Here is a 25,863-nt window from a genome sequence, read left to right as displayed (position 1 = left end):
CAAAAAACAGGGGCCGCCGGTTCGACCGGCGGCCCCTGTTTTTGTCCGTGGCCGGAGCCGGCCTGGGGCCGGCTCCGGATCCGGGTGGTCAGCTGCGGCCGCGAGAGGCCCACCAGCCGCGGCGCGGGCGCGCGGGCGCACCTTCGGCCTCGATCACCGTCACCGCCGGCTCGTCGTCGCCGGCCGGCTGCGGTGCGGCATCCGTACCGGTTTCCGCCGCGGTTTCGGTGGCGGTGGTCGGTTCGGTGGCGGTGGTCGGTTCGGTGGCGGTGGTCGGTTCGGTGGCGGTGGCCGGTTCGGTGGTGGCGTCCTCGCGGAAGGGCGGCTCCAGCGGGGCAGCCGGGGCCTCGGCGGCTTCGGCCACCGCGGCGGCGGCCGGCCCGTCGATCACCGGCGGCTCGGCGCCGGTTTCCACGGCGGTCACGACCAGGGCCGGCTCGGCCGCCTCCACCGCAGGCTCCGCCTTGCGGCGGCGGCGCGGCTTCGGTGCCTCGGCGGCCGCACCCTCCACCGGCTCGGCCGCCTTGGCCTTACGGGTGCGGGTGGTCTTGGCCGGGGTTGCCGCCTTGGCGGTCTTGGCCGCAGCGGTTCTGGTGGTCGCAGCCTTGGTCGTCGTCGCCTTGGCGCGCGTCGCCCGCTTGCGGACGGGGGCCTCTTCCGCAACCACCTCGGCATCGGCCGGGGCGTCTGCGGCGGTCCCGGCCACCTTGCGGCGACGGCTCGGCTTCGGCGCAGCCTCGGCCTCGGCGGGTGCCTCGGCTTCGGTCTCCGCCTTCACCTTGCGGCGGCGCTTCGGCTTCTCGGGCGCCGCGGCGACCGGCTCTTCGGCCACCACCGCATCGGCCACGACCACGGCATCGGCTTCCGGCACCAGATCGGCACCGACGGCCTCGGGCTCCGCAGCGGGATGCCCGGTGGCCGCTGCCTCTTCAGCCGGCGCCTGTTCCGCCACCACGCCGTCTTCGGCCTGCCCGTCTTCGGCCTCCACGTCTTCAGCCTGAGCCGCTTCAGCCGGCACCTCGTCAGCGCGGGCTGCCTCGACCGGTTCCTCGTCGACCGCCGCTTCATCCGCGGCGGCTTCGGCCGGTGCCGTGTCGCTCACCGGTGCCGGGGCGGCTTCGGCCTCGGCCACCGCCTCGACCTCCGCCACTGCATCGACGTCGGGCTGCCGCCGGCGACGGCGACGGCGACGGCCGCGACCCTCTTCGGCTTCGGCAGCTTCGGCCGCAGGAGCTTCGGTCACCGAGGCTTCCGCCACCGGGGCCTCTGCCGCAGCATCTTCGGTCACCGGCTCGACGATTTCGGCCGCCGCCACCGGGGCCTCGGCCTCGGCTTCGGTCACCGCATCATCTGCCGCGTCCGCGTCCCCATTGTCGTCATCGGCAGCCTGGACGTCGGTGCGGGCCTCGCCATTGCCCGGCCGGCGCCGGCGACGCCGGCGACGGCGGCGGCCATTCTCCTCGGCAGTCCGGGCCTCTTCGGCGCTCTCGCCGCCGGCCACGGCTTCCGTGCCCGAGGCGCCAGTGTCCGAGGCGCCAGTGTCCGAGGCGTCAGTGTCCGAGGCGTCGGTCTCGCCGTCGGTCTCGTCCTGATCATCGCCCTCGGCGTCGGTCTGATCGTCGCCCTCGGCGGCCGACAGGGTCTCGTCGTCACGCCGCTTGCGCCGGCGCGACCGGCGGCGCCGCTTGCGGCGGTTCCGCTCTTCCTCGCTCTGGCTGTCGGCCTCGGGCCGGGGCTCGGCTGCGGCCTCGCTGCGGGCTTCGGCGGCGGCCTCTTCCTCGGCCATCGCCTCTTCCTCGGCCTCGGCTTCCGCGACCTCGGCGGCGATGCGGGCGGCATCGGCATCGGCGGCGGCGGCGGAGGATTCGGCGGTCACCGGGCGCTCGGCGGTTGCCGGCCGCTCGGGGATCTCACCTTCCTTGCGCTGACGGGTGCGCTCCAGCTCATAAGGCATGGGCGGCGTCAGATTGTCGGCGGCCTCCACCACCACGCGGAAGACGTAGCGGGCCTCGATATCCGCCAGCATGTCGCGCTTGTGGTTGAAGATGTAGAGCGCAACCTCGGTCGGCACGCGCAGCACCAGCTCTTCGGTACGTTCGCGGATGCCTTCCTCTTCCACCGCACGCAGGGCGGCAAGCGCCGTGCTCTCCACCGACCGCACCAGGCCGGTGCCGCCGCAATGCGGGCACTGCATGGTGCTGGCCTCGATCAGCGACGGGCGCAGCCGCTGGCGCGACAGTTCCAGCAGGCCGAAACCGCTGATCCGGCCCAGCTGGATGCGGGCGCGATCGGCCTTCATCGCCTCCTTCAGGCGCCGTTCGACCGCACGGTTGTTCTTGCGGTCGTCCATGTCGATGAAGTCGATGACGATCAGCCCGGCCAGGTCGCGCAGGCGCAGCTGGCGGGCGACCTCGTCGGCGGCCTCAAGATTGGTCTTGAGCGCGGTCTCCTCGATGTTCCGCTCGCGGGTGGAGCGGCCCGAATTGACGTCGATCGCGACCAGCGCCTCGGTCTGATTGATCACCACATAGCCGCCCGAGGGCAGGCGCACGGTGGGGGAGTGCATCGAGGCGAGCTGGGTTTCGACCTGGTAGCGGTGGAAGAGGGGGATGCGGTCGCCATACTGCTTCACCAGCCGCGCGCGGCTGGGCATCAGCATCCGCATGAACTCCTTCGCGGCGCGATAGCCGTCGCCGCCCTCGACCAGCAGTTCGTCGATGTCGTTGGAATAGATGTCGCGGATCGACCGCTTGATGATATCGGCCTCTTCATAGATCAGGGCCGGGGCGCGCGACGACAGGGTGCGCTCGCGGATGTCGTCCCACAGCCGCGAAAGGTATTCATAGTCGCGCTTGATCTCGGTCTTGGTGCGCTCGGCGCCGGCGGTGCGCAGCACCACGCTCATGCCGGCGGGGGTGCCCAGCTCGGTCAGGGTCTCGCGCAGCTTCTTGCGGGTGCGGGCATCCGAAATCTTGCGCGAGATGCCACCGCCATTGGGCGTGTTCGGCATCAGCACGCAATAGCGGCCGGCCAGCGAAATATAGCTGGTCAGGGCCGCACCCTTGGTGCCGCGCTCTTCCTTGGCCACCTGAACCAGGATCAGCTGCCGCTTCTTGATGACTTCCTGGATCTTGTACTGGCGATGCGGCTGCAGCCGCCGCCGGCTGGCACCGCCGGCCGCGATGTCGTCGACGTCGGAACCGCCGACTTCCTCGATCTCGGGGCCTTCGCCGGCATCGGCACGCGCCTCGCGCTCGGCATCCTCTCGTGCCGCCTTCTCGACCTCGCGGACCAGCGCCTCGCGATCCGCCAGCGGGATCTGGAAGTAGTCGGGGTGGATCTCGCTGAAGGCCAGGAAGCCGTTCCGGTTTCCGCCATAATCGACGAATGCGGCCTGGAGCGACGGCTCGACCCGGGTCACCTTGGCGAGATAGATGTTCCCCTTCAGCTGCTTCTTGGTCGAGGTTTCGAAATCGAATTCTTCAAGCCGGTTGCCGTTGGTGACGACCACCCGCATCTCTTCGGGGTGGTTCGCGTCGATCAGCATACGCTTCGTCATCGAGCGTGGAACTCCGGATATGACCGCAACGGGCGCCGGCCATCGTCAGGCGGCGCAGATCCGTCGGGCAGGATTTGGAGGAACGACGCACGGGGCTGCGGCCGTCGGCTGCGCCGGTGCCGGTGAAGGCAGCGGCGGCAGGCGGCACGGTCAGGCCCGGTGTCGGATGGCAGGGAAACGGCGCGAAGACGACGGAACGCGTACCGCCGAGCGATCGGCGGCAGCTGTAGCCTCTCAGGCTGTGCACCGGACGCTCAGACGGATGTGGCATCAGAAGACGCCTCAGGGTCCGCGCGACCGACGCTCTGCGCGAAACCGCGCGCGTCGTTCATGACCGTTCCTTGTTGGTCGGGGGGGCGCACCGCGTAATTGCCGCACACTCCGCTCCGCCACCGCGTCACAAGGATTTCGCTCTCCGCCGGCCGGCCTGGCCACGCATGATGCGAGGCCGGCATGCCCTGGGTCGTCGTCGTCCTGCCTCGCGGCGGGTTCAACCGTCGGCCGGGGGATGCTCCCTCCCGGAGCGGCGCGGTCCGATAAACTCGGTCCGATGCCTCCGGCCATACGGAATTCCGGCACGACCCGTCCGGCAGAAGGCCTCTCTCTGATACGAGAGGTGCCGGTGACCGAAGCGGAACGCGCGGCCGCACTATAGAACAGGTCGGAGCCCTTCCACAATCGCGCTGTTGCAATCCGGCGACAGGGCAAGCGCGTGTTGCGCGCGCATGCGGCCACACGGACGCGCCCTGCGGCAGCCGCATCCGGCCGGGGATCGGAGGGGCGGGAGTCTCCCGGCGGACACAACCATTTGTCCGAGTTCACCCCCGGTGCCAACAACATGGATAAACGCATTGAAAGATTGGGCGACTTCCGCCTATAAAACGAAGGAGTCGCTGGTTGCGGTGTCATCGGAGCTGCCCGTTTTCGGGCGGTTTTCGGGCGGCGCGGCCGGTCAGAGGATCAGCCGCCGACGCCTCCTGGAGCCGTCACATGTCCGCGCCTGCCATTCGCCAGACCGCCGACCATTTTTGCCGCGTCTCCGCTGCGCCGCCGTCCCGGCCGGGCCGGATGGCGAAACGTGTCGTCGGCTGGATGCTGGTCTGCCTGCTGGCGCTGGTCTCGGTGATTGCCGGGCCGCTGCCGGGCATCGGTCCGGAAGAGGCGGCCGCCGCCGAAACCGCCCGCGCGGTCGGCCTGCGCTTCGGCATGCATCCCGACAAGACCCGGCTGGTGATCGATCTGGATCGCCGGGTGGATTTCCGCGCCTTCACCCTGTCGGGCCCCGACCGGGTGGTGATCGATTTCCGCAACCTGGACTGGCAGATCCTCGACAAGGGCGAGAATTCCGGGGCCGGGCTGATCGCGCGCTATCGCGTCGGCCTGTTCGAACCCGGCGTCTACCGCATGGTGCTCGACCTTTCCCAGCCATCCCAGATCGATTCGATGTTCGTGCTGCCGGCCCAGGACGGGCTGCCGCCGCGTTTCGTGGTCGATCTGTCGCGCACCTCGGCGCAATCCTTCGCCCGGACCACGCTGAAGGGGGAACCGGAAGACCGGTTCGACGGCACCAAGGTCGCCGCCGCCCCGCAGCCGCCCGCGGGCCAGGCAGCCGTTGCCGCAGCGCCGATCGTGCCCGATGCGGCCCGGCCGCGCGCCCGGACCGACGGCCGGCGGATCGTCGCCATCGATGCCGGCCATGGCGGCATCGATCCGGGCGCGATCGGCATCACCGGCGTGCAGGAGAAGTCGATCACGCTCGCCATGGCCAAGGCCCTGGCCCAGGAGCTTGAGAAGACCGGCCGCTACAAGGCCGTGCTGACCCGCGACCGCGACATCTTCATCCGGCTGCGCGACCGGGTTGCCATCGCCCGTGCCGCCCAGGCGGAGCTGTTCATCTCGATCCATGCCGACTCGGTGCAGAATCCGCGCACCCGCGGCCTGTCGATCTACACCCTGTCGGAACGGGCGTCCGACGGCGTTGCGGCCCAGCTGGCCGACAGCGAAAACAAGTCCGACCTGATCGCCGGCGTCGATCTTTCGACGGAGAGCGCCGAGGTCACCTCGATCCTGATCGATCTGGCCCGGCGCGAGACCATGAACCTGTCGGCGCGCTTTGCAGGCCATGTCATCGGCCAGGTTCAGCCGCATACCGAACTGCTGACCAAGCCGGTCCGGTCGGCCGGCTTCGCCGTGCTCAAGGCCCCGGACATGCCGTCGGTGCTGATCGAGACCGGTTTCCTGTCCAACCGTCAGGACGAGAAAGTGCTTCAGGACCCCGCGCATCGCGCGAAGCTCGCCCGCGGCATCGCGGGGGCGATCGACCAGTTCTTTGCCGGCGAGCAGACCTGGAGCCGCCTCTGAGCCCGCCCGAGCGCGCGCGGTGCCCCAGCCGTCTTATGCCGTGTCATTTGCGTGGCTTGCAGGGCGGGCATGGTGCCCCTGCGATTGACGCGGGCGCCCTGCGCGGCCACACTCCGGCTCCGCGACCAGGGGCGTTTCCGTCCGCTGGCCCCGCCCGTCAACCATATGGGAGCCGCCGGCCCTGGCCCGCGGCGTTGCACAGCCGATGAGCCTGATCCGTCTGCTCGGTTTTCTCCTGACCGGCATCGTCCTGCTCGCCATCGCTGGCGGCGCGGCGCTGTATTACGGCGTCACCATGTATGACGGCGATCTGCCCGATTTCGAGCAGCTGGCCGATTACAAGCCGCCGACCGTGACCCGGATCTATGCCGGTGACGGCCGTCTGCTGGATGAATATGCCCGCGAGAAGCGCGTCTTCGTGCCGATCGATGCGATTCCGGATGTGGTCAAACATGCCTTCATCGCGGCAGAAGACCAGAATTTCTACACCCATCCGGGCATCGACGTGGTCGCGATCCTGCGTGCTGCGGTCACCAATATCGACAATCTGGCAAGTGACCGCCGGCCGATCGGCGCCTCGACAATCACCCAGCAGGTGGCGAAGAATTTCCTGCTGACCAACGAGGTGTCGATCGAGCGCAAGGTCAAGGAGGCGCTGCTCTCGCTCAGGATCGAGCGCGCCTTCACCAAGGATCATATTCTCGAACTCTATCTGAACGAGATTTATCTGGGCTATGGCGCCTATGGCGTCGCGGCGGCGGCGCTCGCCTATTTCGACAAGTCGCTCGACGAGCTGACGGCGGAAGAGGCGGCCTATCTCGCGGCCCTGCCCAAGGCCCCGAACAACTACAATCCGGTCCGCCGCGCCGATGCGGCCAAGGCCCGTCGCGACTGGGTGCTGAGCCGCATGGCCGAGGACGGCTATCTCTCGGCCGACGAGGCCCGGGCGGCCGAAGCCCGGCCGCTGGTCACCCGGCCGCGCGGCGGCGAAGACCAGGCCCGCGCCGATTATTTCGTCGAGGAGGTGCGCCGCGAGATCGCCCAGCGCTTCGGCTCGGATGAACTTTATGAAGGCGGTCTGACGGTGATGACCACCGTCGATCCGAAGCTTCAGGCGCTGGCGGACAAGACGCTGCGCGACGGGCTGGTCTCTTACGACCGCCGCCACGGCTATCGCGGCCCGGTGCAGAGCGGCGTCGCCACCGGCGATATCGAGGCCGCCCGCAAGCGGCTGGAGGATCTGGGGCGCGACAAGCCGCTGGTGCCGGGCTGGCGCTATGCGCTGGTCACGGAGGCGGGCGCCAAGGCCGCGAAGCTGATCTTCGCCGATGGTGCTGCCGGTACGCTCGACCTCGACGCGGTCAAATGGGCACGGAAATACGTCTCGGTCGACCGGCGCGGCCCGGCGATCCGCGCGGTGGACGAGGTGGTGAGCGCGGGCGACATCGTGGTCGTGGCCCCGGCCAACGACCCGACCGAGGTGGCGGCAGAGGCGGGCCGCCGCGCCGAGGATGGCGAGGCACCGGCACCGAAGGCGGCGGCCGATGCGCTCAAGCTGGCCCAGGTGCCCGATGTTTCGGGTGGTCTGGTGGCGATGAACCCGCATAACGGCCGGGTGCTGGCGATGACCGGCGGCTTCAACTTTGCCGCCAGCGAGTTCAACCGCGTCACCCAGGCCCAGCGCCAGCCGGGCTCCGCGTTCAAGCCCTTCGTCTATCTTTCGGCTTTCGAACATGGCTGGACGCCGGCATCGATCGTGCAGGATGCCCCGCTTGCGCTGGAACAGGGGGCCGGTCTCGACACCTGGCGGCCGAAGAACTACAGCGGCCGTTTCTATGGTCCCTCGACGCTGCGCGTCGGCGTCGAACAGTCGCGCAATCTGATGACCGTGCGTCTCGCCCGCGATCTTGGCGCCGAGTCGATCTCGGAAATCGCCCGCCGGCTCGGCATCGGCGACTGGCCGCCCTATCTCTCCACGGCACTCGGTGCCGGCGAAACCACGCTCATGCGCCTCGCCACCGCCTATGCCATGGTGGTCAACGGCGGCAAACAGATCCATCCGGCGCTGATCGAGCGCATTCAGGACCGCGACGGCCGGACCATCTTCCGCCGCGACGAGCGTCCCTGCGAGAACTGCTCGGTGCCGGAATGGCAGCCCGGCCTGCAGCCGCCGGTGCTGCCCGACACGCGAGAGCAGGTGCTGAACCCGCTCGACGCCTATCAGCTGGTGCATGTCATGGAAGGCGTGATCCAGCGCGGCACCGGCCGCCGGGCCGCCTCGATCGGCAAGCCGCTCGCCGGCAAGACCGGCACCACCAATGACAGCTTCGACGCCTGGTTCATGGGCTTCAGCCCCGACCTGGTGGTGGGGGTCTATGTCGGCTTTGACACGCCGCGTTCGCTCGGCGATAACGAGCAGGGTGCCTCTGCGGCGCTGCCGATCTGGGTGGACTTCATGAAGGGCGCCCTCGCCGATGCACCGGCGACGCCGTTCCGCACCCCCAGCGGCATCCGTCTGGTGCGCGTCGACGCCAAGACCGGCCTGCTGCCGGGCGCCGATACGGCGACGGTGATCACCGAGGCGTTCAAGCCCGGCACCGAGCCGACCATGGTTTCGGGCATGCAGGACGACTACGGCACCTATGGCGATCCGGGCGCCGGTGCGGGCACCGGCGGCAACCTGCCGGCACGGCCCTCTAACCCCTATGGCGGCGCCTCGGCGCCGGCACCGGGCGGCCTCTACTGATCGGGGCCGCCAGACCGTCAAGGGCGGCGCCATTCGCGCCGCCATCATCATCAACGGGAGGACGTGCGTATGCGCGCCGAGATCAAGTCGCTCGCCGACGAGATCGAGCAGACCTTTGGTCTGCTGAGGAGGTATCTTTGACTGGGAGAACGCGCTCATCCGGCTCGACGAGCTGAACGCCCTCTCCGAAGATCCGAAGCTCTGGGATGACCCGGCGCGCGCGCAGAAGGTGATGCGCGAACGCACCCAGCTTGAAGGTGCCATCGATCGCTACCGCAAGCTGGAACAGGCGTTCCGCGACGATCTCGAACTCGCCGAACTGGGCGAGATGGAAGATGATGACAGTGTCGTCGACGAGGCGCAGGCATCGCTTGCCCGCCTGCTCGACGAGCTTCTGAAGCTCAAGGTCGAAAGCCTGCTCTCGGGCGAGGTGGACGGCAACGACACCTATCTGGAAGTTCATGCCGGCGCCGGCGGTACCGAAAGCCAGGACTGGGCGCTGATGCTGCTGCGCATGTACACGCGCTGGGCGGAAGCGCATGGCTACAAGACCGAGCTGGTCGAAGAGACCGACGGTGAAGAGGCGGGCATCAAATCGGCGACCCTGCTGATCAAGGGTCAGAACGCCTTCGGCTGGACCAAGACCGAGACCGGCGTCCATCGTCTGGTGCGCATCTCGCCCTTCGACAGTCAGGCACGGCGCCAGACCAGTTTTGCCGCCGTCCATGTCTATCCGGTGATCGACGACTCGATCGACATCGAGATCCTGGACAAGGATCTGCGCATCGATACCTACCGGGCCTCGGGTGCCGGTGGCCAGCACGTCAACCGGACGGACAGCGCCATCCGCATCACCCATGTGCCCACCGGTATCGTGGTGCAGTGCCAGCAGGACCGGTCGCAGCACAAGAACCGCGCCACCGCCATGGGCATGCTGAAGGCACGCCTTTACGAGCGTGAACTCCGGATGCGGGAAGAAAAGGCCCAGGCCGAGGCGGATGCCAAGACCGATATCGGCTGGGGTCATCAGATCCGCTCCTACGTGCTGCACCCCTACCAGATGGTCAAGGATCTGCGCACCGGCGTCGAGACCGGCAACACCCAGGCGGTGCTGAACGGCGACCTCGATGCCTTCATGCAGGCGGCGCTGTCGGCCAGGGTCGAGGGCACCTCCGGCGATGTCGGCGATCTCGACTGATGACGGCCCGCTTCCGGACAACCGGACGCCTTGCGACCGCGGCGGCTTTGCTCGCCGCGGTCGTGTCGTTTCAGGCCCCGGCACGGGCGCAGCCGGCGATGCCGGCCCAGGCCCTGTGTGAGCGTCAGATCGCCATCAAGGCCCCGGTTCCGGCGGCGAAGGAGCCGGCCGGCCGGCCGGCCGATCTGGTCGGCAGTTTCGGCTTTCCCTGTGCCGCCGGTGCCGATGCCGTGCTGCCGGTGGTGCTGATGCTGGCCGGGTCCGGCCCCACCGATCGTGACGGCAACCAGCCGGGGCTGCGCACCGATCTGCTGCGCATGCTGGCGGAGGATCTGGCCGTGCGGGGCGTTGCCAGCCTGCGCGTCGACAAGCGCGGTATCGGCGCCAGCCGGACGGCGATTGCCGACGAGGCGCTGATGACCATCGATCTGCTGGCGGCCGATGCCGCGCAATGGGTCCGTGCCGCACGCAAGCTGGCCGGCGATGCGCCGGTGATCGTGCTCGGCCACAGCGAGGGCGGGTTGATCGCCCTGCTGGCGGCACGGCGCGAGGCACCCGATGCCATCGTGCTGGCGGCGACGCCGGGGGAGCCTGCGGTCCGCACGCTGGAACGTCAGCTCGCCCAGGCGCCGATGCCCGACGATCTGCGCCGCCGGGCCGGCCGGATCCTCGCCCAACTCACCGCGGGCCGGAACGTGGCGGATGTGCCGCTGGAACTGGCGCCGTTGTTTCGCCCCTCGGTTCAGCCCTATCTGATCTCGTGGCTGGGCATCGACCCGGCGACGGTGCTGGAAGGCTTCGCCGGGCCGGTGCTGATCCTGCAGGGCGATCGCGATCTTCAGGTCACCACCGCCGATGCCCGACGCCTGGCAGCCGGCCGTCCCAGGGGCACACGGATCGAGATCCTGGCCGGCCTCAACCACGTGCTGAAACCGGCCCCGGCCGAACGGGCGGCCAACATCGCCGCCTATACCACCCCGGGGCTCAGGCCGGATCCGCGGGTGGCCATGCTGATCTCGGCCTTCGCAGGCAGCGGCGCCACGCCCTCCGGGCCGCCGGTCAAATAGGGCTCGGACGCCCGCAGACGGGCTTGAAAGCCCGATCACATCTCCGGCGGCACCGCCCGTTCCGACAGCCGGCGCTGCATGAACACCAGGTCCAGCCAGCGACCGAATTTGGCGCCGACCTGGGGCAGGCGGCCGGTTTCCGTGAAGCCCAGCCGGCGGTGCAGATCCAGCGAAGCGGTGTTGCCGGCATCGATGCCGGCCACCATCACATGCTTGCCGGCCTGAATCGCCCGGTCGATCAGGGCTTCCATCAGCGCCCGGCCCAGCCCGCGGCCGCGGGCATCGGGGTGAACATAGACCGAATGTTCGACCGTGTGGCGATAGCCGTCGAAGGGCCGCCAGTCGCCGAAGCTCGCATAGCCGGCAACCCCGCCCTCGATCGCGTCGTCTTCGACCACCAGAACCGGATAGCCGGCGTCGCGGCGTGCGGCGAGCCACAGGCCGCGATCGTCGAGCGTCGCCAGGCGTTCGTTCCAGATCGCGGTGGTGTTGGCCACGGCGTCGTTATAGATGACAAGAATGCCGGGCAGGTCGGCGGCAGCCGCGTCGCGGATAAGCATGGTCCGGATCGTCCGATGTCGTGATGTAACAGCCGTCAGGGCAGGGGTGTGGCATGCGCCGTCTGGTCGCGCATCTCCGCCAGCGGCTCGTAGTCTTCCGGCACCATGCCGGCGCGGGCGCGGGCTTCGGCGTTGAAGGGCGGCTTCACCCGGCCGGGGAACAGGTGGCGGACCCGGTCGTGGAACAGGGCGCGGGCGGTGGTGCCGCGGGCGGTCGCGACATGGGTCAGCCAGCGCAGCCCGGCGGCGACATGGCCGACCTCGTCCCGATAGATCACGCGCAGCGCATCGGCCGAGACCGTGTCGCCGACGTCGTCCAGCCGGCGGATCATGTCGGGGGTCACGTCCAGGCCGCGGGCCTCCAGCACCATCGGCACCACCGCCAGCCGGCCGGTCATGTCATGGGCGGTTGCCATCGCCGCCTCCCACAGCCCGTCATGGGCGGGCAGGTCGCCATAGGTCGCGCCCAGCGCCTCCAGCCGGTCGGCGACCAGGCCGAAATGGCGGGCCTCGTCGTCGGCGATGCCGATCCAGTCGTCGACGAAGCGCCGGCACACCGCCTCCTCCGCGTCGATTTCCGCCCCGAAGCGTGCCGCCATGTCGACCGCAAGATCGATGGCGTTGAACTCGATATGGGCCAGCGCATGCAGCAGCCGCACCCGGCTGGCGACGCTGCCGCCGCGGCCGCGCTTGGGCATGCGCGAAGGTGGCAGCAGAACCGGGCGCTCGGGCCGGGCCGGGCGCAGCGGCAATGCCGCCGCCCCGGTGTCCGTCGGGCTGGCCATGGTCGGGGCGGCCAGGCGTCCGGCCCGCCAGTCCGCCGCCAGCGCCCGCGCCGCGGCGGCCTTGGCGCGGGGCTCCGCGGTCAGCAGAACCCCGATGGCGGCGGGGATGAAGGCAGTTGTGGTCACGGGATGCGTCACCCGTCAGAGCGCGTCGATGGCCGCCTTCACGGCCTCGGCATGGCCGTCGACCTTCACCTTGCGCCAGATCTTCCGCACGGTGCCGGTGCCGTCGATCAGGAAGGTGCTGCGCTCGATGCCCATCGATTTGCGGCCATACATGTTCTTCTCGACCCAGACGCCATAGGCGTCGCAGACCGCGCCGTCGGTATCGGCGGCCAGCGGGAAGTTCAGACCGTATTTGGCCTTGAACCTGTCATGGGCGGCGACGCTGTCCTTCGACACGCCGATCACCACCGCATCCAGCTTTTCCAGCGCCGGATGCAGGTCGCGGAAGGCGCAGGCCTCTTTGGTGCAGCCGGGCGTGTCGTCGCGCGGGTAGAAATAGAGCACCACCGTCTTGCCCGCGAGGGCGGCCAGCGACACCTCGCCGCCGCCATCGGTGGGCATGGTGAAATCCGGGGCCTTGGCGCCTTCCTCGATCATCGTTTCGTCTCCATCGCGGTCTTGGGGTCCGCCCCGGCATCCGCCGCACCTTCGGCCTTCACCCGGGCGGCGGCATCGGTGACGTAGCGGTCGAAATGGGCGTGCACACGCGCCTGGCAAGAGCGGAGCACATCACCGATCGCCCCGGCATCCGCGCCCTCGTCGAGGCGCGCGGCGCGGGCGAGGGCCGCGATCAGCCCCGGAGGGGCGGTGCGGCCGTCGAAACGGCCGGTGACGGTCAGCCGGAGCAGGCCCAGCATGCGCCGCTGAAGCCTTACCGCATCGGCGAGCATCGCGCCATCCTCGATCAGCCCCAGCTCCCCCGCCCGGGCGAGCACCAGGGCCGTGTCGCCCAGCAGCAGATCGGGCATGTCGGGCCCGTGGATCAGCTGCAGCTGCTGGGCCAGGAATTCCAGATCGACCAGCCCGCCGCGGACATGCTTCACCTGCCAGCAGTCGTCGGTGCCGTGCTCCTGGGCGATCCGGCGGCGCATATCCGCCACCTCGATCACCACCCGGTCGGCATCGCGGGGGGTGAGCAGCACCTCGCGCACCACCTGGTCCAGATCCCGTGTCAGGCTGTCGTCGCTGGCGGCCACCACCCGGGCGCGGGTCAGCGCCATATGTTCCCAGGTCCAGGCATCCTCGCGGTGATAGCGGCGGAAGGCATCCAGATGGCTCGCCACCGGCCCGGACGAGCCCGAGGGCCTGAGCCGGGTGTCGATTTCGTAAAGCCGGCCTTCTCCGGTCAGTGCCGAGATCGCCGAGATGAAACGCTGGGCAAGGCGGGCATAATAGTGCGATGGCCCCAGCGGCCGGCTGCCATCCGATCCGGCCTCGCCCGAGGCGTCGTAGACGACGACCAGATCCAGGTCGCTGTCGATCGACATCTCGCGCGATCCCAGCCGCCCCTGAGCCAGGATCGCGATCCGTCCGCCGGGCATCCGGCCATGGGCCTGGGCGAATTCGTCCAGCACCCGCGGCAGCAGGGCGCAGATGACGGCATCGGCGATGGCGGTGAGCACGGGGGCTGCGGCATCGGCATCGGTCAGCCCGCGCAGGATGTGCACCCCCACCTGGAATTTCCGCTCCCCCGCCCAGCGGCGGGTGAGATCCAGCGTGTCCTCGTAATCGATCGCCCGGGACAGCACCCGATCCAGATCGGCGGCCAGCGCCTCGGGCGTCGCCAGCCCCGAGAAGAAGTCGGGGTCGAGCACGGCTTCGAGCAGAGAGGGCCGGCGGGCCAGCTGTTCAGACAGTTTGGGCGCCGTGCCCATGGCTTCGGCCACCAGTTCCAGCAGTTCGGGATTGCTGTGGAACAGCGCGAAGATCTGCACGCCCGAGGGCAGTTCGCCCAGGAAGGCATCGAAGCGCATGAAGGCGGCATCGGGATCGCCGGTGCCGCCCAGGCGCGAGAGCAGTTCCGGCATGATCTCGGTCAGGATCTGACGGGCGCGGCCGCTGCGGGTGGCGCGGACCCGGCCGCGATGCCATTCGCGCACGCGGGCCACCACGCGTGACGGCTCGCGATAGCCCATCCGTTCCAGGGTCTCGATCGTGTCGGGGTCGTCCTCGGTGCCGGTGAAGACCAGGTTGCCCTCGGCGGTGCCCAGCCCCGGCGCATCGTCGAACAGTTCCGCATAGGCCTTCTCCACCCCCTTCAGCGTGTCGAGCAGCATCCGGCCGAATTCGGCCGGGTCCTCGAAGCCCGAAAACGCCGCGACGCGGGCAAAGGCGGCCTCGTCTCTGGGCAGGGAATGGGTCTGGGCGTCGTCGACCATCTGCAGCCGGTGCTCGATGGTCCGCAGCAGCCGGTAGGCGGTCTTCAGCCGGTCTGCAACCGGCGCCTCGACCCGCTGTTCGGCTACCAGCGCATCCAGCGCCGCCTCGGTCGCCCGCGCTCTCAGCGCCGGCGACCGGCCGCCGAAGATCAGCTGCTGGGTCTGGCAGAAGAACTCGATCTCGCGGATGCCGCCGCGGCCGAGCTTCAGATTGTGGCCGGGCAGGTCCAGCCCGTCGCCCGAGCGATGGGCATTGATCTGACGCTTGATCGAGTGGATGTCGGCGATGGCGTAGAAATCCAGGCTCTTGCGCCAGACGAAGGGTGTCAGCCGCTTCAGGAACAGCTGGCCCGCGGTCTCGTCGCCGGCCACCACCCGCGCCTTGATCATCGCGGCCCGTTCCCAGTTCTGACCGACGCTTTCGTAATAGACTTCGGCGGCCTCTGCCGAAAGGGCGAGCGGCGTGGAGGCCGGGTCCGGGCGCAGGCGCAGATCGGTGCGGAAGACATAGCCTTCGGCGGTGCGCGCCTCCATCAGCTTCACCAGATCGCGGGCGATGCGGGTGAAAACCGGCTGGGGGTGGCGGTCGTCGGCCATCTGTACCCGCTCGGGCTCGTAGAGCACGATCAGGTCGATATCCGAGGAATAGTTCAGCTCGCAGGCGCCGAACTTGCCCATGCCCAGCGCGAAAAGCCCGCTCGTCGGCCCCGGATCCTCGGGGTTGTCCAGCCGGATGTCGCCGCGCCTGGCCGCATCGCGCAGCAGATGGGCGAAAGCCGCCTGAAGCGCCGCCTCGGCGGTGTCGGAGACGGCGCCGGTCACCTCGGCCAGCGACCAGATCCCGGCCAGATCGGCCAACCCGATCACCAGCGCCGCCCGCCGTTTCAGCCGGCGGAGTTCCGCCATCACCTGCGCCTCGGTGCCGCCCCGGCGTTTCAACGCGTCGAAGCCCGCGCGGATTTCGTCGAAGGCCGCCACGGGGCCGAGGCGCACGGTGCGCGCCAGGACCGGTGCCTCGATCACCGCAAGCTGGGTCAGATAGGCGCTGCCGCAGGCCATGCCGTCGATCAGGCGCCGGCCGGTCGGATCTTCCAGAAACGCCCGAAAAGCGGCCAGGTCGTCTGCCGCATCGCCTTGCGCCTCGCCCAGCCGTTCCAGGATGCGCTCGCGGGCGATCGCGGCGCGGTCGGGGTCGGCCACGACCGGCAGGCGATGGCCCGGGGCGGCGTCGAGCAGGGGCGAAGCGGCGGTCATGCGGGGGCTTCCGATACGAGGGGCGAGGATGGGGGGCAAGGATGGGGGCAAGGATGGCGAGGTGCAGGGACAGGGGCGCAGAGGGGCGGGCTGCGATGACACGTAATGATCACGCAAGCAGGCCGTGCGACCATGCGACGGACACCGTCTTGGCGCTTCGCGCGATCGTCATTACCTGCTAGACACCGGATCATAACCCCTGTCGGGACGCAAGGCCCGGCTCATCGCATCCATTGCCGCCTGCCGCCGGCCCATCAGGACAGTAAGGACGCGCCCGCATGATCGTCAGGATCTCGACCTGGGTCGTCCGTCTCTTTCTCGGGCTGCTGCTGGTCGTCATTCTGGCGCTGGCGGCCGCGGGCTTCCGTCTGGCCGCGGGGCCGGTCGATCTGGGACCGGCCGGACCCTGGATCGCCGACCGGCTGGAACTGGCTGACGGCCGCTTCCGCATCGATGCGGGCGATGCCCGGCTCTCCCTCGACGCCACCAATGTCGCGCTCACCCTCGCCGTCGACGACGTCCGGATCATCGATCGCTTCAACCAGCCGGTGCTACGCCTGCCCGGCTTGCGCATCGGGCTCTCGGTCGGCGATCTGATCGCCCAGCGGATCGTGCCCACGGTGCTGGAGGTGACCGGTGTCGAGCTTGCGGTCCAGCGGGCGCCGTCGGGCGAGGTTTCGCTGGCCCTGCTGGATGCGGCACCGCTCGAACGTGCCCGGGCGCCCGAAGAGGGGCTGCCGATCTCGCGGCTGAGGCCCCTGTTCGATGCCGATGCGCCGCCGCCCGAGCCGGTGGCGCCCGATCCGGAACTCCGCGCCGCCGATCCCGCCGCCCCGCCGGTGCCGGCCGAACCCCTGTCTGATGTCGACCGGCTGCGCGGCTGGCTCAATCAGATGGCCGACCCCGGCGCCTGGGCGCTGGACATGACCCGGGTGCAGCTGGTCCGGGTGGCGGCGGTGGACATTACCTATCAGGACGGCGTCGCCGGCTTTTCGGGCCATGTCTCAGGCCGCGATCTCAGGCTGATCCGCGAGGGGGAGCGGATCCGGGTTGCGGTCGATCTTGCCGGCAATGTCGCGGGCGAGGCGGTCGGCGCCTCTCTCGGCGGCCTGGTGACGCCCGATCAGGGGGCGGCCGATCTGGACCTGACCATCCACCCCACCCGTATCGACCGGGTCGCCGCCGTGCTCGGCCTGCCGGCGCCCTTCGACGGTCTCGCCCTGCCGCTGCAGGGCGTGGTCGAGATGCAGATGGCCCGGCGGCGGATCGAGCGGCTGCGGCTGCATGCGACCGCCGGGGCGGGAGAAGTCGACTGGCCCGGCGTCATCGCCCGGCCATTGCCCGTAGAGCGGATCGTGCTGGCGGCCGATCTCACCGAGGATGGCAACCGGCTGGAGGTCACCCGTGCCGATATCCGCCTCAGCGACGGCGCGGCCCTTGGCGGCAGCGTGACCGTCACCGGCCTGAATGGCCCGGCTCAGGGCCTCGGCATTTCGGGGGGCGTCATCGGCGGCGATCTTGCGGTCGACGATATCGACCGCTACTGGCCGCTCGGCCAGCAGGAGGCGGCGCGCGACTGGGTGATCTCGCGCGTGCGCGGCGGCCGGGTCGACGGCGTGTCGGTGGTGGTCGACATTCGCCCGGGCATGCTGGGGCCCGACGGGCATCTGGCGCCCTCGGCCATCCAGGGCGATTTCTCCTATCGGGGCATTTCGGTCGATTACGAACGGCCGCTGCCGCCGGCCCGCGATCTGGCCGGCACCGGCAGCTTCGATCTCCGCGGCCTGCGCTTCAATCTGGCGGCCGGTGGCCGTGCCGGCGATACCGGGCTCGCTCTCGGTGCCGCCCGGGTCGCGATCGAAGGCTTCGGCGTCAAGACCGAGCCCACCCGCGTCGATGCAGCGATCCCGATTTCGGGTCCGGTGGCCGATGCGGTCACCGTGCTCGCCATGCCGCCGATCGAATTCGTCGACCCGGCGCTGTCCAGTCCCGACGGGCTGGAGGGGCAGACCACGATCGATCTGACCCTCAGCCTGCCCCTCGGCCAGGAGAAACCCGATGTGCGCTACACCGCCCGGGGCCGGATCGAGGCGCTGGCCCTGCGCAAGGCGGTGCTCGGGCTCGATCTGGCCGATGGCGGCTTTGCCGTTGCGGTCGACAATGCCCAGGCGCGGCTGACCGGCCGGGCGGAGGTCGGGGGCGCGCCGCTCGACATCGACTGGCGGCAGGCGATCGCCGCCCGCACCAGTTGGGAGCGGCGGGTCGATGTCGCCGGCACGCTGGACGAGGCGGCCCGCAAGCGCGCCGGCTTCGATCCGGCGCCGTATCTTACCGGTCCGGTCGGGCTCAAGCTTGCGGTTGAAGTGCCGCGCGGCAAGCCCGATGAGCCGGTGATCCGGGTCGATGCCGATCTGGCCCGGGCCCGCCTCGCCATTCCCGATATCGGCTGGAGCAAGCGCGCCGGCACCGCCGGCGGGCTTTCGGCCACCATCCATCCCCATGCCGTGCCGGGAGGCCCGGGACCGGGGGGAGAGGTGATCGACATCCGCGATCTGCGGGTCGATGCGGGTGATCTCTATGCGCTCGGCACGCTCCGGGTTGCGGCGGGGCGGCTGCTTGAGGCGAAGATCGAGCGGCTGGATCTGGGCGACAACCGGCTGCGGGTCGAGTACAGCGCCGGCAGCGACGGGGCATCCGACCGGGTGATCCTGGGTGGCCGGATGCTCGATGTCGAACCGCTGATCGACGGCACCGGGGGCGACGCGGAAACCAGGCCGCGCGATCCGGCCTCCCCGCCTGCCCGTGTGGATCTGGAACTTGCGATCGACCGGGTGCGGATCGACGATCTGCGGCATCTGGATCGCGCCCGCGGATCGGTGGCGATCGAAAACGGCCGCTGGCGCGAGGCCCGCTTGCAGGCAGCCCTGCCGGTCGCACCCGAAACCGCAGCGGCTGCCGGCGATCGGGGGCCGGGGACGGTCACGGTCGCGATCGGCGGCGGGGCGGCGCCGGCCGGGGGGCGGACCATCCGGCTCGACACCGACCGGATGGACGATCTCGTCGCCTTTGCCGGGCTGCGCGGCCGCATCGCCGGCGGATCGATGGTGATCGAGGGGGTGATCGACGACACCGTCGCACATGATCTGGTGCGCGGCCACATCATCGGTCGCGACTATCGTCTTCAGAACGCCCCGGCCATCGCCCGCGCATTGGCGACGGCCTCGCCGTCCGGCGTCTCCGACAAGATCGGCGGGCGGGATGGCATCGCCTTCAACGTGCTCGACGGCGCGTTCGTCTACGAGAACGGGGTGGTCACCCTGTCCGAAGCCCGCGCCCATGGCAGCGAGGTGGGGGTCACGGCCTCGGGCCGGATCGACATCGACGGCGGCACCATCGATCTGGCCGGAACACTGGTGCCGCTTTATACCCTGAACAGTGCGATCGGCCGCATCCCGGTGATCGGCGACCTGCTGGTGGGAGAAGAGGGCAGCGGCATTTTCGCCGCCACCTACCGGCTGGACGGGCCGCTCGACGACCCGGATGTCAGCGTCAACCCGCTGGCCGCCCTGGCGCCCGGCTTTCTGCGCAACCTGTTCAGCGCCATTACCGACGGCGTCACCGGCAGGGCCGGCAATCCGCCGACGGGCGCCGACCCGAAACCCGATTTCGACCGCTGATCAGCCGTGGACGGCATTCCCGGCGGTGTCCACCCGCACCACCACCGACATGCCCGGCGCCAGCCCGTCCAGCGCCGGCTGGTTATGGTCGATCGCGATCCGGACCGGCAGGCGCTGTGCCACCTTGGTGAAGTTGCCGGTGGCGTTGTCGGGCTTCAACACGGCGAATTCCGAGCCGGTGGCGGGGGAGAAGCGCTCGATCCGCCCCCGGAAGCTCTGGCCGGGCAGGGCATCGACGGTGAACGACACCGGCTGGCCGGGCTGCATGCCGTGGAGCTGGGTTTCCTTGAAATTGGCGATGATCCAGCGATCGGCGGGCACGATCGCGGCCAGCTGCGTGCCGGCGGTGACATACTGGCCGAGCCGGACACCGATCTCGCCCATCCGTCCGTCGACCGGCGCCGTGATCCGGGTATTGTCGAGATCGATCCGCGCCAGCCGCACTGCCGCGCGCGCCGCGTCCACCGCCGCTTCCAGCGTGCCGCGGCCGACGATCACGCTCTGGAGATCCTGCTTCGCCACCTCGACCGCGGCCTCCGCCTGGGCGAGTGCCGCCGCCGCCTGATCGCGGGCCGCATGGGCGGCGTCGGCCGCCGCGCGGGTTGCGGCGCCGCGGGTGATCAGCGCATCCACCCGGCCCGCATCGGCGCGGCTGCGGGTCAGGGCCGCCTGCGCGCTTTCGACCGCCGCTTTGGCCGAGGCGATGCGCGCCTCGGCGGCGTGGCGGTCCTGATCGGCATTGGCAAGGGCGGCCTGCCGGCCGGTAAGGTCTGCTTCGGCCTGTTCAAGCCTGCGGGCATAGATCCGGTCGTCGATCCGCACCAGCACCTGGCCGGCCGTGACCGTCTCGAAATCCTTCACCGCGATGCCCGTCACATAGCCTGAAAGCTGGGGGGCGAGCAGGGTGACCCGGCCGCGGACATAGGCGTTCTCGGTGGTCTCGACGCTGCTGTCGAAGGGCGGCAGCCGCCAGGCATAAAGAATGAGCAGGGCGCCGGCGAGGCCGGCGGCAAGCACGATCAGGGTCTTGAACCGGAAGATCTGTCTGGTCATCGGAACATCACGGGGCGGTGGCCGCGGCCGGGTGTCGGACCCGGGCGGCGAGCAGGTGAAGGACAAGCCCGGCAAGCGCCAGGGCTGCCAGGGCCGAAATGGCGAGGAATGCGTCGTTGTAGGCCAGAACCGTCGCCTCCCGCGTCGCCTGTTTCGAGAGCAGGGCGATGCCTTCGGCATTGGTCAGGGCGGGATCGGTCAGCACATGACCATAGGCACCGCCCAGCTGCTTCACCCGCGCCGCGACCAGCGGATCGGTCAGCACCACGTCCTCGACCAGCCGGGCCGAATGGAATTTCTCGCGGAGCGTGACGAAGCTGCCGAACAGGGCCGAGCCCATCAGCCCGCCCAGGCTCTGGGTGAACAGGAAGACGGCGATGAAGCTGGTGATGAAGCTCGGCCCCTGTTTCATGGTGTGCATCAGCCCGGTGAGCATGGCCGGCGGCAGGAACAGCATGCCGCCGAAGGCGATCAGCGCCTGGCTCAGATACATCTGCGCCGGACGGGTCAGGCTGGTCGCATGGGCATCCATGAAGGCGCCGGTCATGATGCAGACCAGGGCCACGGCGTGAAAGGCGGCGTCGCGGCCGGGTTTCAGCAACATGCCGCAGGTGAGCCCGCCGGCGATCGAGGCCAGCAGGATGACGACCTGCAGGGACCGGCTCTGCTCGTTGAGCAGGCCCAGCGACTGGAACAGGCCGAAGGCGCCCGAGGTCTGTTCCGACAGCACCAGCCGGAAGACCAGTAGGATGGCCGCCACATGCAGGATCTCGGGGCTGGTCAGCCAGCGGATGTTGAGCAGCGGCGTCTCGCGATGGATCTCGATCGCCGCCGCGCCTGCGATGCACAGCACCGAGAGGGCGAGACAGACCCCGATCCAGGGGGCTTCCAGCCACCAGTCATAGCGGCCCAGCACCATCACCACCGCCAGCAGGCCGAAGCCGGCGGCGACCAGCGGATAGCTGATCGCATCCAGCGGGTGGAGCATCCTGGTATGCGGGATCGGCGTCAGCGGCAGCCGGTGCACGGCAGCCATGGCGATCAGGGCAAGCCCCGCCTCCATCAGATACAGCCCGTGCCAGAGGCCGAGATCGAGCAGGCTGGGTGAGATGATCCGGGCGAGCGGCGCGCCGAGCGTGGTGCAGGTGAGCGCGAGGCTGAGCCCCCAGGACAGCTTCTTCGATTGCGGGAAGGCTTCGAGCATGTAGAGGAAGCCCAGCGTCGACATGGGCGAGGCGGCAACCCCGGCCAGGAACCGCACCACCAGGGCCGCATGCAGGTCCTGAACGAAGAGGTGCAGGCACGACACCGCGACGAACAGGGCGATGCCGATCTCGGTGAAGCGCCTGAGGCCGAACTGGTTGCGCACCTTGGTCAACAGCATGGTCAGGCTGACATTGGGCGCCATATAGGCCGCCACCAGCCACATCGTCTCGTTGGTGGTGGCGCCGAGCGCGCCCGAGATCTGGCTGGTGTTGGCGGCGATCAGGTTCATCCCCAGCCCCTGCGCCGACCAGAGCAGCGCCGAGGTCGCGATGCAGGCGATCATCCGCCGGGTGGGGATGCCGGGCTCTTCGGTCACCTCAATCCGCCTCCCCGTCATCGGCGGCGGCGCCGCTTTCCAGATTGGCGATCATCCGGCGCAGCACCTTCAGGGTGACGGTCAGATCGGCCTCGGGGATGCCGCGCGCCATGGTGCTGCGCATCACCTCGGCCAGATCCTCGATTTCGTCGACCTGGTCTTCGGCCTCTTCGGTCAGATCGATCCGCTTCACCCGCCGGTCGGTCTCGGCGGGCGTCCGCCGGATCAGCCCCTGTTTCTCCAGCCCGTCGAGCAGGCGGACCACGGTCGGGTTCTCGATTTCCAGCAGCCCGGCCAGTTCGGTCTGGCTGATCCCCGGATGGCGGGCCAGCAGCATCAGCGCCCGTGCCCGGGCCAGCGTCAGCCCGCGGGTGCGGACCAGTGCATCGAAGCCGGTGCGCATCTTGCGGCTGGCGGTGGCCAGTTCGTTGGTGACGTCCGAGCGAAGCGTGGCGGGACGGGTTTTCATAGGGATCACATATATAGGCTGCTAATGATTGTCTGGCGACATTTATGCCGGATCGTCCGGAAGGGCAAGCCCGCCGCTGCGGGCACCCGCCCTGCAATCGCGGCAGGGCTGTGCGGGATATCACGCCGTCGGGAACACGCAATGGTCACGATGACTGTGAAAGACTGCGAGGCGATTATGCCGCCCACCGCTGCGAAAGGATGATCAGATGACGCCGACGATGAAGACCGTTCTCTCCGCCGCAATCCTGAGCCTGGGCCTGGGCCTCGCTGCCGTGCCCGCCCCGGCCACGGCGCAGGAGGTGCCGGGCGCCGCCGATCCGTCACGGGTGGCGGCCGGCCGCTATACTGCCGACCCGTCCCACACCCAGATCACCTTCACGGTCGACCATTTCGGCTTCAACGCCTATCGCGGCATTGCCGGCGGCGCCACCGGCACGCTTCAGATCGATCCGGCCGACCCGTCGAAGGCCCGCGTGGCGATGGAAATCCCGGTCGACGGCCTGGTCACCACCAGCGCGGAGCTGGACGAGCATCTCCGGAGCCCCGATTTCTTCGACATGGCATCCCACCCCACCATCACCTTCCGCTCCACCGCGGTCGAGGTGGACGGCCTGACGGCGAAGATCACCGGCGACCTCACCATCCGCGGCGTTACGAAACCGGTGGTGCTCGACGCCCGCTTCACCGGCGCGGGCATCAACCCCATGAACCAGGCCGCCACCATCGGCTTCGAGGCCGGGACCACCATCCGCCGCAGCGATTTCGGCATGACCTATATCGTGCCGATGGTCTCGGACGAGGTGATGCTGGAGATCGGTGCGGCGTTTGAGGCGGCGTCGTAAACTCGACGCGACGCACCAGCCGGGGAGGCCATCAGGATGACGGAAGATGACGCGACCCGCAGTTCTCTGCCGGTCGATGACCAGGACGAAGAAGTGCGGGTGACTGCAGCGCGCCGACGCCTGCTCGACCGCCTGTCCCGACAGGACGTCGTCAATGCCGGCAGGTGGACGCGCGACGAGCTATATGAACGCGGCGAGCGGCCGTCGTTGATATGACAGGCTACGCTGTAGTGTTTCAGCTGGTGCCGTCCCACCCGTGGTGTAGCACCGCCGACAGGCGCTGCGCGCCCTTGCCGGACCCGCGGTAGGGTTCTCATGATCCCGGGCCGGACCAACCGAGAACGCAACGTGGCGTATTACCGCAAGCGCCGTCGCAGCCGCCATTCGTGTCGAGAACGCGTTTTGCCGCCTCAAGGACTTCAGGCGTGTGGTGACCCGCTACGACAAGCTCACGGCCAATTTTCTGTCGGTGGCGACTCTTGTGGCCATCATTGCGTTCTGGGTGTGATTGAGTCTGGAGCCTTGGGTACCTCTGGCCTCGGGGCCCTTTAATGTATCGTCATCTCCACTGTAAAGTGCATAGGGGCGGTTGATAGCCCCGAGCCTTGTATTGGCTCTCTGACACTTGCCACTCGTTGCCTCCGGAATCGCGCACCACCACCTCGTTTTCCGAAGGTTTTGGGCACTGAACCCGTTTTATTCCCGTCACGCCGTTAGACATGCCCAACCTCATCAGAAGTTCTTTGGCTTAGTATATGGCGCCGGAGAAGGTGGGGCGCCACCCGGTGAAGCACCTTCAAATCTAAAATTAACGGTTGCTCATGGGAAGAGTGGGCAAACGTACCTCGACACACAATAAATGCGGGCGGCCCCGACCGGTGCCGCCCGCATGTCGTCCCGACCGCTTGTCCGGTGCGGCTCAGCCGATCTTCACCAGCGCGTGGCGCTTGCGGCCGGCCGACAGCTTGATCTGGCCGTCGGAGAGCCAGGCCGTGGTGATCGGCTGCTGTTCGTCCTCGACCTTTTCGCCGTTCAGGCGGGCGCCGCCGCCCTGGATGGTGCGGCGGGCCTCCTTGCGGCTGGGGGCGAGGCCGGCGCGGGCGAAGAGTTCGAAGGCCGGGATGCCGGCATCCAGTTCCGCGGCGGGGATGACGATCACCGGCAGATCCTCGCCGGCGGCGCCTTCCTCAAAGGTGCGGCGGGCGGTTTCGGCGGCGGAGAGCGCCGCCTCTTCGCCATGCGCCATCCTGGTCGCCTCGTGGGCCAGGATCTTCTTGGCCTCGTTGATCTCGGCGCCGCCCAAGGCTTCCAGCCGGGCGATCTCGTCCAGCGGCAGTTCGGTGAACAGCCTCAGGAAGCGGCCGACATCGGCATCGGCGGTGTTGCGCCAGAACTGCCAGTAGTCATAGGCCGACAGCATCTCGGCATTCAGCCAGACCGCGCCGCCCGCGGTCTTGCCCATCTTCTGGCCCGAGGCCAGGGTGATCAGCGGCGAGGTCAGGCCGAACAGGCCGCGCTCGTCCACCCGCCGGCCCAGCTCCACGCCGTTGATGATGTTGCCCCACTGGTCCGAGCCGCCCATCTGCAGCAGGCAGTTCTGCCGGCGCGACAGTTCCAGGAAGTCGTAGGCCTGGAGGATCATGTAATTGAATTCCAGGAACGACATCGGCTGCTCGCGCTCCAGCCGGAGCTTGACCGAGTCGAAGGTCAGCATGCGGTTGACCGAGAAGTGCCGGCCATAGTCGCGCAGGAACGAGATATAGCCCAGCCCGTCCAGCCAGTCGGCATTGTTGACCATCACCGCATCGGTGGCGCCGTCGCCGAACTGCACGAACTTGTCGAAGACCTGGCGGATGCCGGCCATGTTCTCGGCGATGGCGGCATCGTCGAGCATCTTGCGGGCCTCGTCGCGGCCGGTCGGATCACCGATCCGGGTGGTGCCACCACCCAGCAGCACGATCGGCTTGTGGCCGGTCTTCTGCAGCCAGCGCAGCATCATGATCTGCACCAGGCTGCCGACATGCAGGCTCTTCGCCGTGCAGTCGAAGCCGATATAGCCGGCGACCGTGCCCTGGTTCAAGCGCTCGTCCAGCCCCTCCAGGTCGGTTGCCTGGTGGAGATAGCCGCGCTCGACCATTACGCGCACGAAGTCGGACACGTAGCGGCGATCGGTCATCGGCAGGGTTCCTCTTGCACGAAAGCGGCCGGCCGTGGATCGTTCAGGGGGCCGACCGGGTTTGGATACGCGGGCGGATGTAGCATGAAACCGCCCGCACCGCCAGATGACGGGCCGCCAGATGACGGGCCGCCAGATGACCGGCCGC

At 69.1% G+C, this 25,863-nt stretch carries 16 protein-coding genes; 7 read left to right on the top strand and 9 right to left on the bottom strand.

What is annotated here, in order from left to right:
• Positions 1-88 precede the first annotated feature (88 nt).
• Complete coding sequence (locus P7L68_RS20390; protein WP_372001170.1) at positions 89-3,559, bottom strand: ribonuclease E/G; 3,471 nt, start codon at positions 3,557-3,559, stop codon at positions 89-91.
• Positions 3,560-4,627: 1,068 nt separating this feature from the next.
• Between P7L68_RS20390 and P7L68_RS20385 the strand changes: the two genes are divergently transcribed.
• The 4 genes from P7L68_RS20385 to P7L68_RS20370 all read left to right on the top strand — a co-directional run bounded on the left by P7L68_RS20385 (position 4,628) and on the right by P7L68_RS20370 (position 10,931).
• A complete protein-coding gene (locus tag P7L68_RS20385) occupies positions 4,628-5,920 on the top strand; it encodes an N-acetylmuramoyl-L-alanine amidase (RefSeq protein WP_372001168.1) in 1,293 nt (430 codons plus the stop codon).
• A gap of 205 nt (positions 5,921-6,125) precedes the next feature.
• The gene (locus P7L68_RS20380; RefSeq protein ID WP_372001166.1) at positions 6,126-8,666 is read left to right on the top strand and encodes a penicillin-binding protein 1A; all 2,541 of its coding nucleotides are present in this window, start codon (positions 6,126-6,128) and stop codon (positions 8,664-8,666) included.
• Between the two features lie 69 nt (positions 8,667-8,735).
• Positions 8,736-9,864 (top strand): peptide chain release factor 2 gene (prfB, locus tag P7L68_RS20375; protein WP_372001164.1). Its coding sequence is split into 2 segments (ribosomal slippage): positions 8,736-8,804 and positions 8,806-9,864, totalling 1,128 coding nucleotides; the frame shifts between segments, so codons are not numbered across the junction.
• Positions 9,864-10,931: an alpha/beta hydrolase gene (locus P7L68_RS20370; protein ID WP_372001162.1), complete on the top strand. Its 1,068-nt coding sequence runs from the start codon at positions 9,864-9,866 to the stop codon at positions 10,929-10,931. Before prfB ends, P7L68_RS20370 begins: the two co-directional genes overlap by 1 nt.
• 35 nt (positions 10,932-10,966) lie before the next feature.
• Here P7L68_RS20370 and P7L68_RS20365 read toward each other — a convergent pair whose 3' ends face one another.
• Genes P7L68_RS20365 through P7L68_RS20350 form a run of 4 tightly spaced genes read right to left on the bottom strand, consistent with a single transcriptional unit; the run spans position 10,967 to position 15,914 of the window.
• Positions 10,967-11,491 (bottom strand): N-acetyltransferase family protein, encoded by a 525-nt coding sequence (locus P7L68_RS20365; protein ID WP_372001160.1) that lies wholly within the window; start codon positions 11,489-11,491, stop codon positions 10,967-10,969.
• Between the two features lie 35 nt (positions 11,492-11,526).
• The gene (locus P7L68_RS20360; protein ID WP_372001159.1) at positions 11,527-12,402 is read right to left on the bottom strand and encodes a ferritin-like domain-containing protein; all 876 of its coding nucleotides are present in this window, start codon (positions 12,400-12,402) and stop codon (positions 11,527-11,529) included.
• Between the two features lie 15 nt (positions 12,403-12,417).
• Positions 12,418-12,879 (bottom strand): peroxiredoxin, encoded by a 462-nt coding sequence (locus P7L68_RS20355; protein ID WP_372001157.1) that lies wholly within the window; start codon positions 12,877-12,879, stop codon positions 12,418-12,420.
• Positions 12,876-15,914 carry a bifunctional [glutamine synthetase] adenylyltransferase/[glutamine synthetase]-adenylyl-L-tyrosine phosphorylase gene (locus P7L68_RS20350; RefSeq protein WP_372001155.1) on the bottom strand — a complete coding sequence of 1,013 codons (3,039 nt, stop codon included), beginning with the start codon at positions 15,912-15,914 and terminating at the stop codon, positions 12,876-12,878. The genes P7L68_RS20355 and P7L68_RS20350 overlap by 4 nt, the downstream gene beginning before the upstream one ends.
• Positions 15,915-16,192: 278 nt before the next feature.
• On the opposite strand from P7L68_RS20350, the gene P7L68_RS20345 reads away from it, so the two are divergent.
• Positions 16,193-19,591 carry an AsmA-like C-terminal domain-containing protein gene (locus P7L68_RS20345; RefSeq protein WP_372001152.1) on the top strand — a complete coding sequence of 1,133 codons (3,399 nt, stop codon included), beginning with the start codon at positions 16,193-16,195 and terminating at the stop codon, positions 19,589-19,591.
• Here the strand turns inward: P7L68_RS20345 and P7L68_RS20340 are convergent, their stop codons facing one another.
• The 3 genes from P7L68_RS20340 to P7L68_RS20330 are packed head-to-tail and all read right to left on the bottom strand — an operon-like array spanning position 19,592 to position 22,695.
• Positions 19,592-20,644: an HlyD family secretion protein gene (locus tag P7L68_RS20340; protein ID WP_372001150.1), complete on the bottom strand. Its 1,053-nt coding sequence runs from the start codon at positions 20,642-20,644 to the stop codon at positions 19,592-19,594.
• Between the two features lie 7 nt (positions 20,645-20,651).
• Positions 20,652-22,247: an MFS transporter gene (locus P7L68_RS20335; RefSeq protein ID WP_372001148.1), complete on the bottom strand. Its 1,596-nt coding sequence runs from the start codon at positions 22,245-22,247 to the stop codon at positions 20,652-20,654.
• Positions 22,228-22,695, bottom strand: coding sequence for a MarR family winged helix-turn-helix transcriptional regulator (locus P7L68_RS20330; protein WP_372001147.1), 468 nt, complete (start codon positions 22,693-22,695; stop codon positions 22,228-22,230). Before P7L68_RS20330 ends, P7L68_RS20335 begins: the two co-directional genes overlap by 20 nt.
• A gap of 208 nt (positions 22,696-22,903) precedes the next feature.
• On the opposite strand from P7L68_RS20330, the gene P7L68_RS20325 reads away from it, so the two are divergent.
• Both P7L68_RS20325 and P7L68_RS20320 read left to right on the top strand, forming a co-directional pair.
• Entirely contained in the window at positions 22,904-23,539 is a 636-nt protein-coding gene (locus P7L68_RS20325; protein WP_372001145.1) for a YceI family protein, read from the top strand.
• A 36-nt stretch (positions 23,540-23,575) separates the two neighbouring features.
• Complete coding sequence (locus P7L68_RS20320) at positions 23,576-23,755, top strand: hypothetical protein (RefSeq protein WP_372001143.1); 180 nt, start codon at positions 23,576-23,578, stop codon at positions 23,753-23,755.
• A 703-nt stretch (positions 23,756-24,458) separates the two neighbouring features.
• On the opposite strand, the gene tyrS is transcribed toward P7L68_RS20320, so the two are convergent.
• Positions 24,459-25,715, bottom strand: a complete 1,257-nt coding sequence (gene tyrS, locus P7L68_RS20315) for a tyrosine--tRNA ligase (RefSeq protein WP_372001141.1) — start codon at positions 25,713-25,715, stop codon at positions 24,459-24,461.
• Positions 25,716-25,863 lie beyond the last annotated feature (148 nt).

Origin of the sequence: Tistrella mobilis, from assembly GCF_041468085.1 — a bacterium.
In the GTDB taxonomy this organism is placed as follows: Bacteria; Pseudomonadota; Alphaproteobacteria; order Tistrellales; family Tistrellaceae; genus Tistrella; species Tistrella mobilis_A.
Note: the sequence above shows the minus strand (reverse complement) of the source record. Positions and strands in the feature narration are given on the sequence as shown.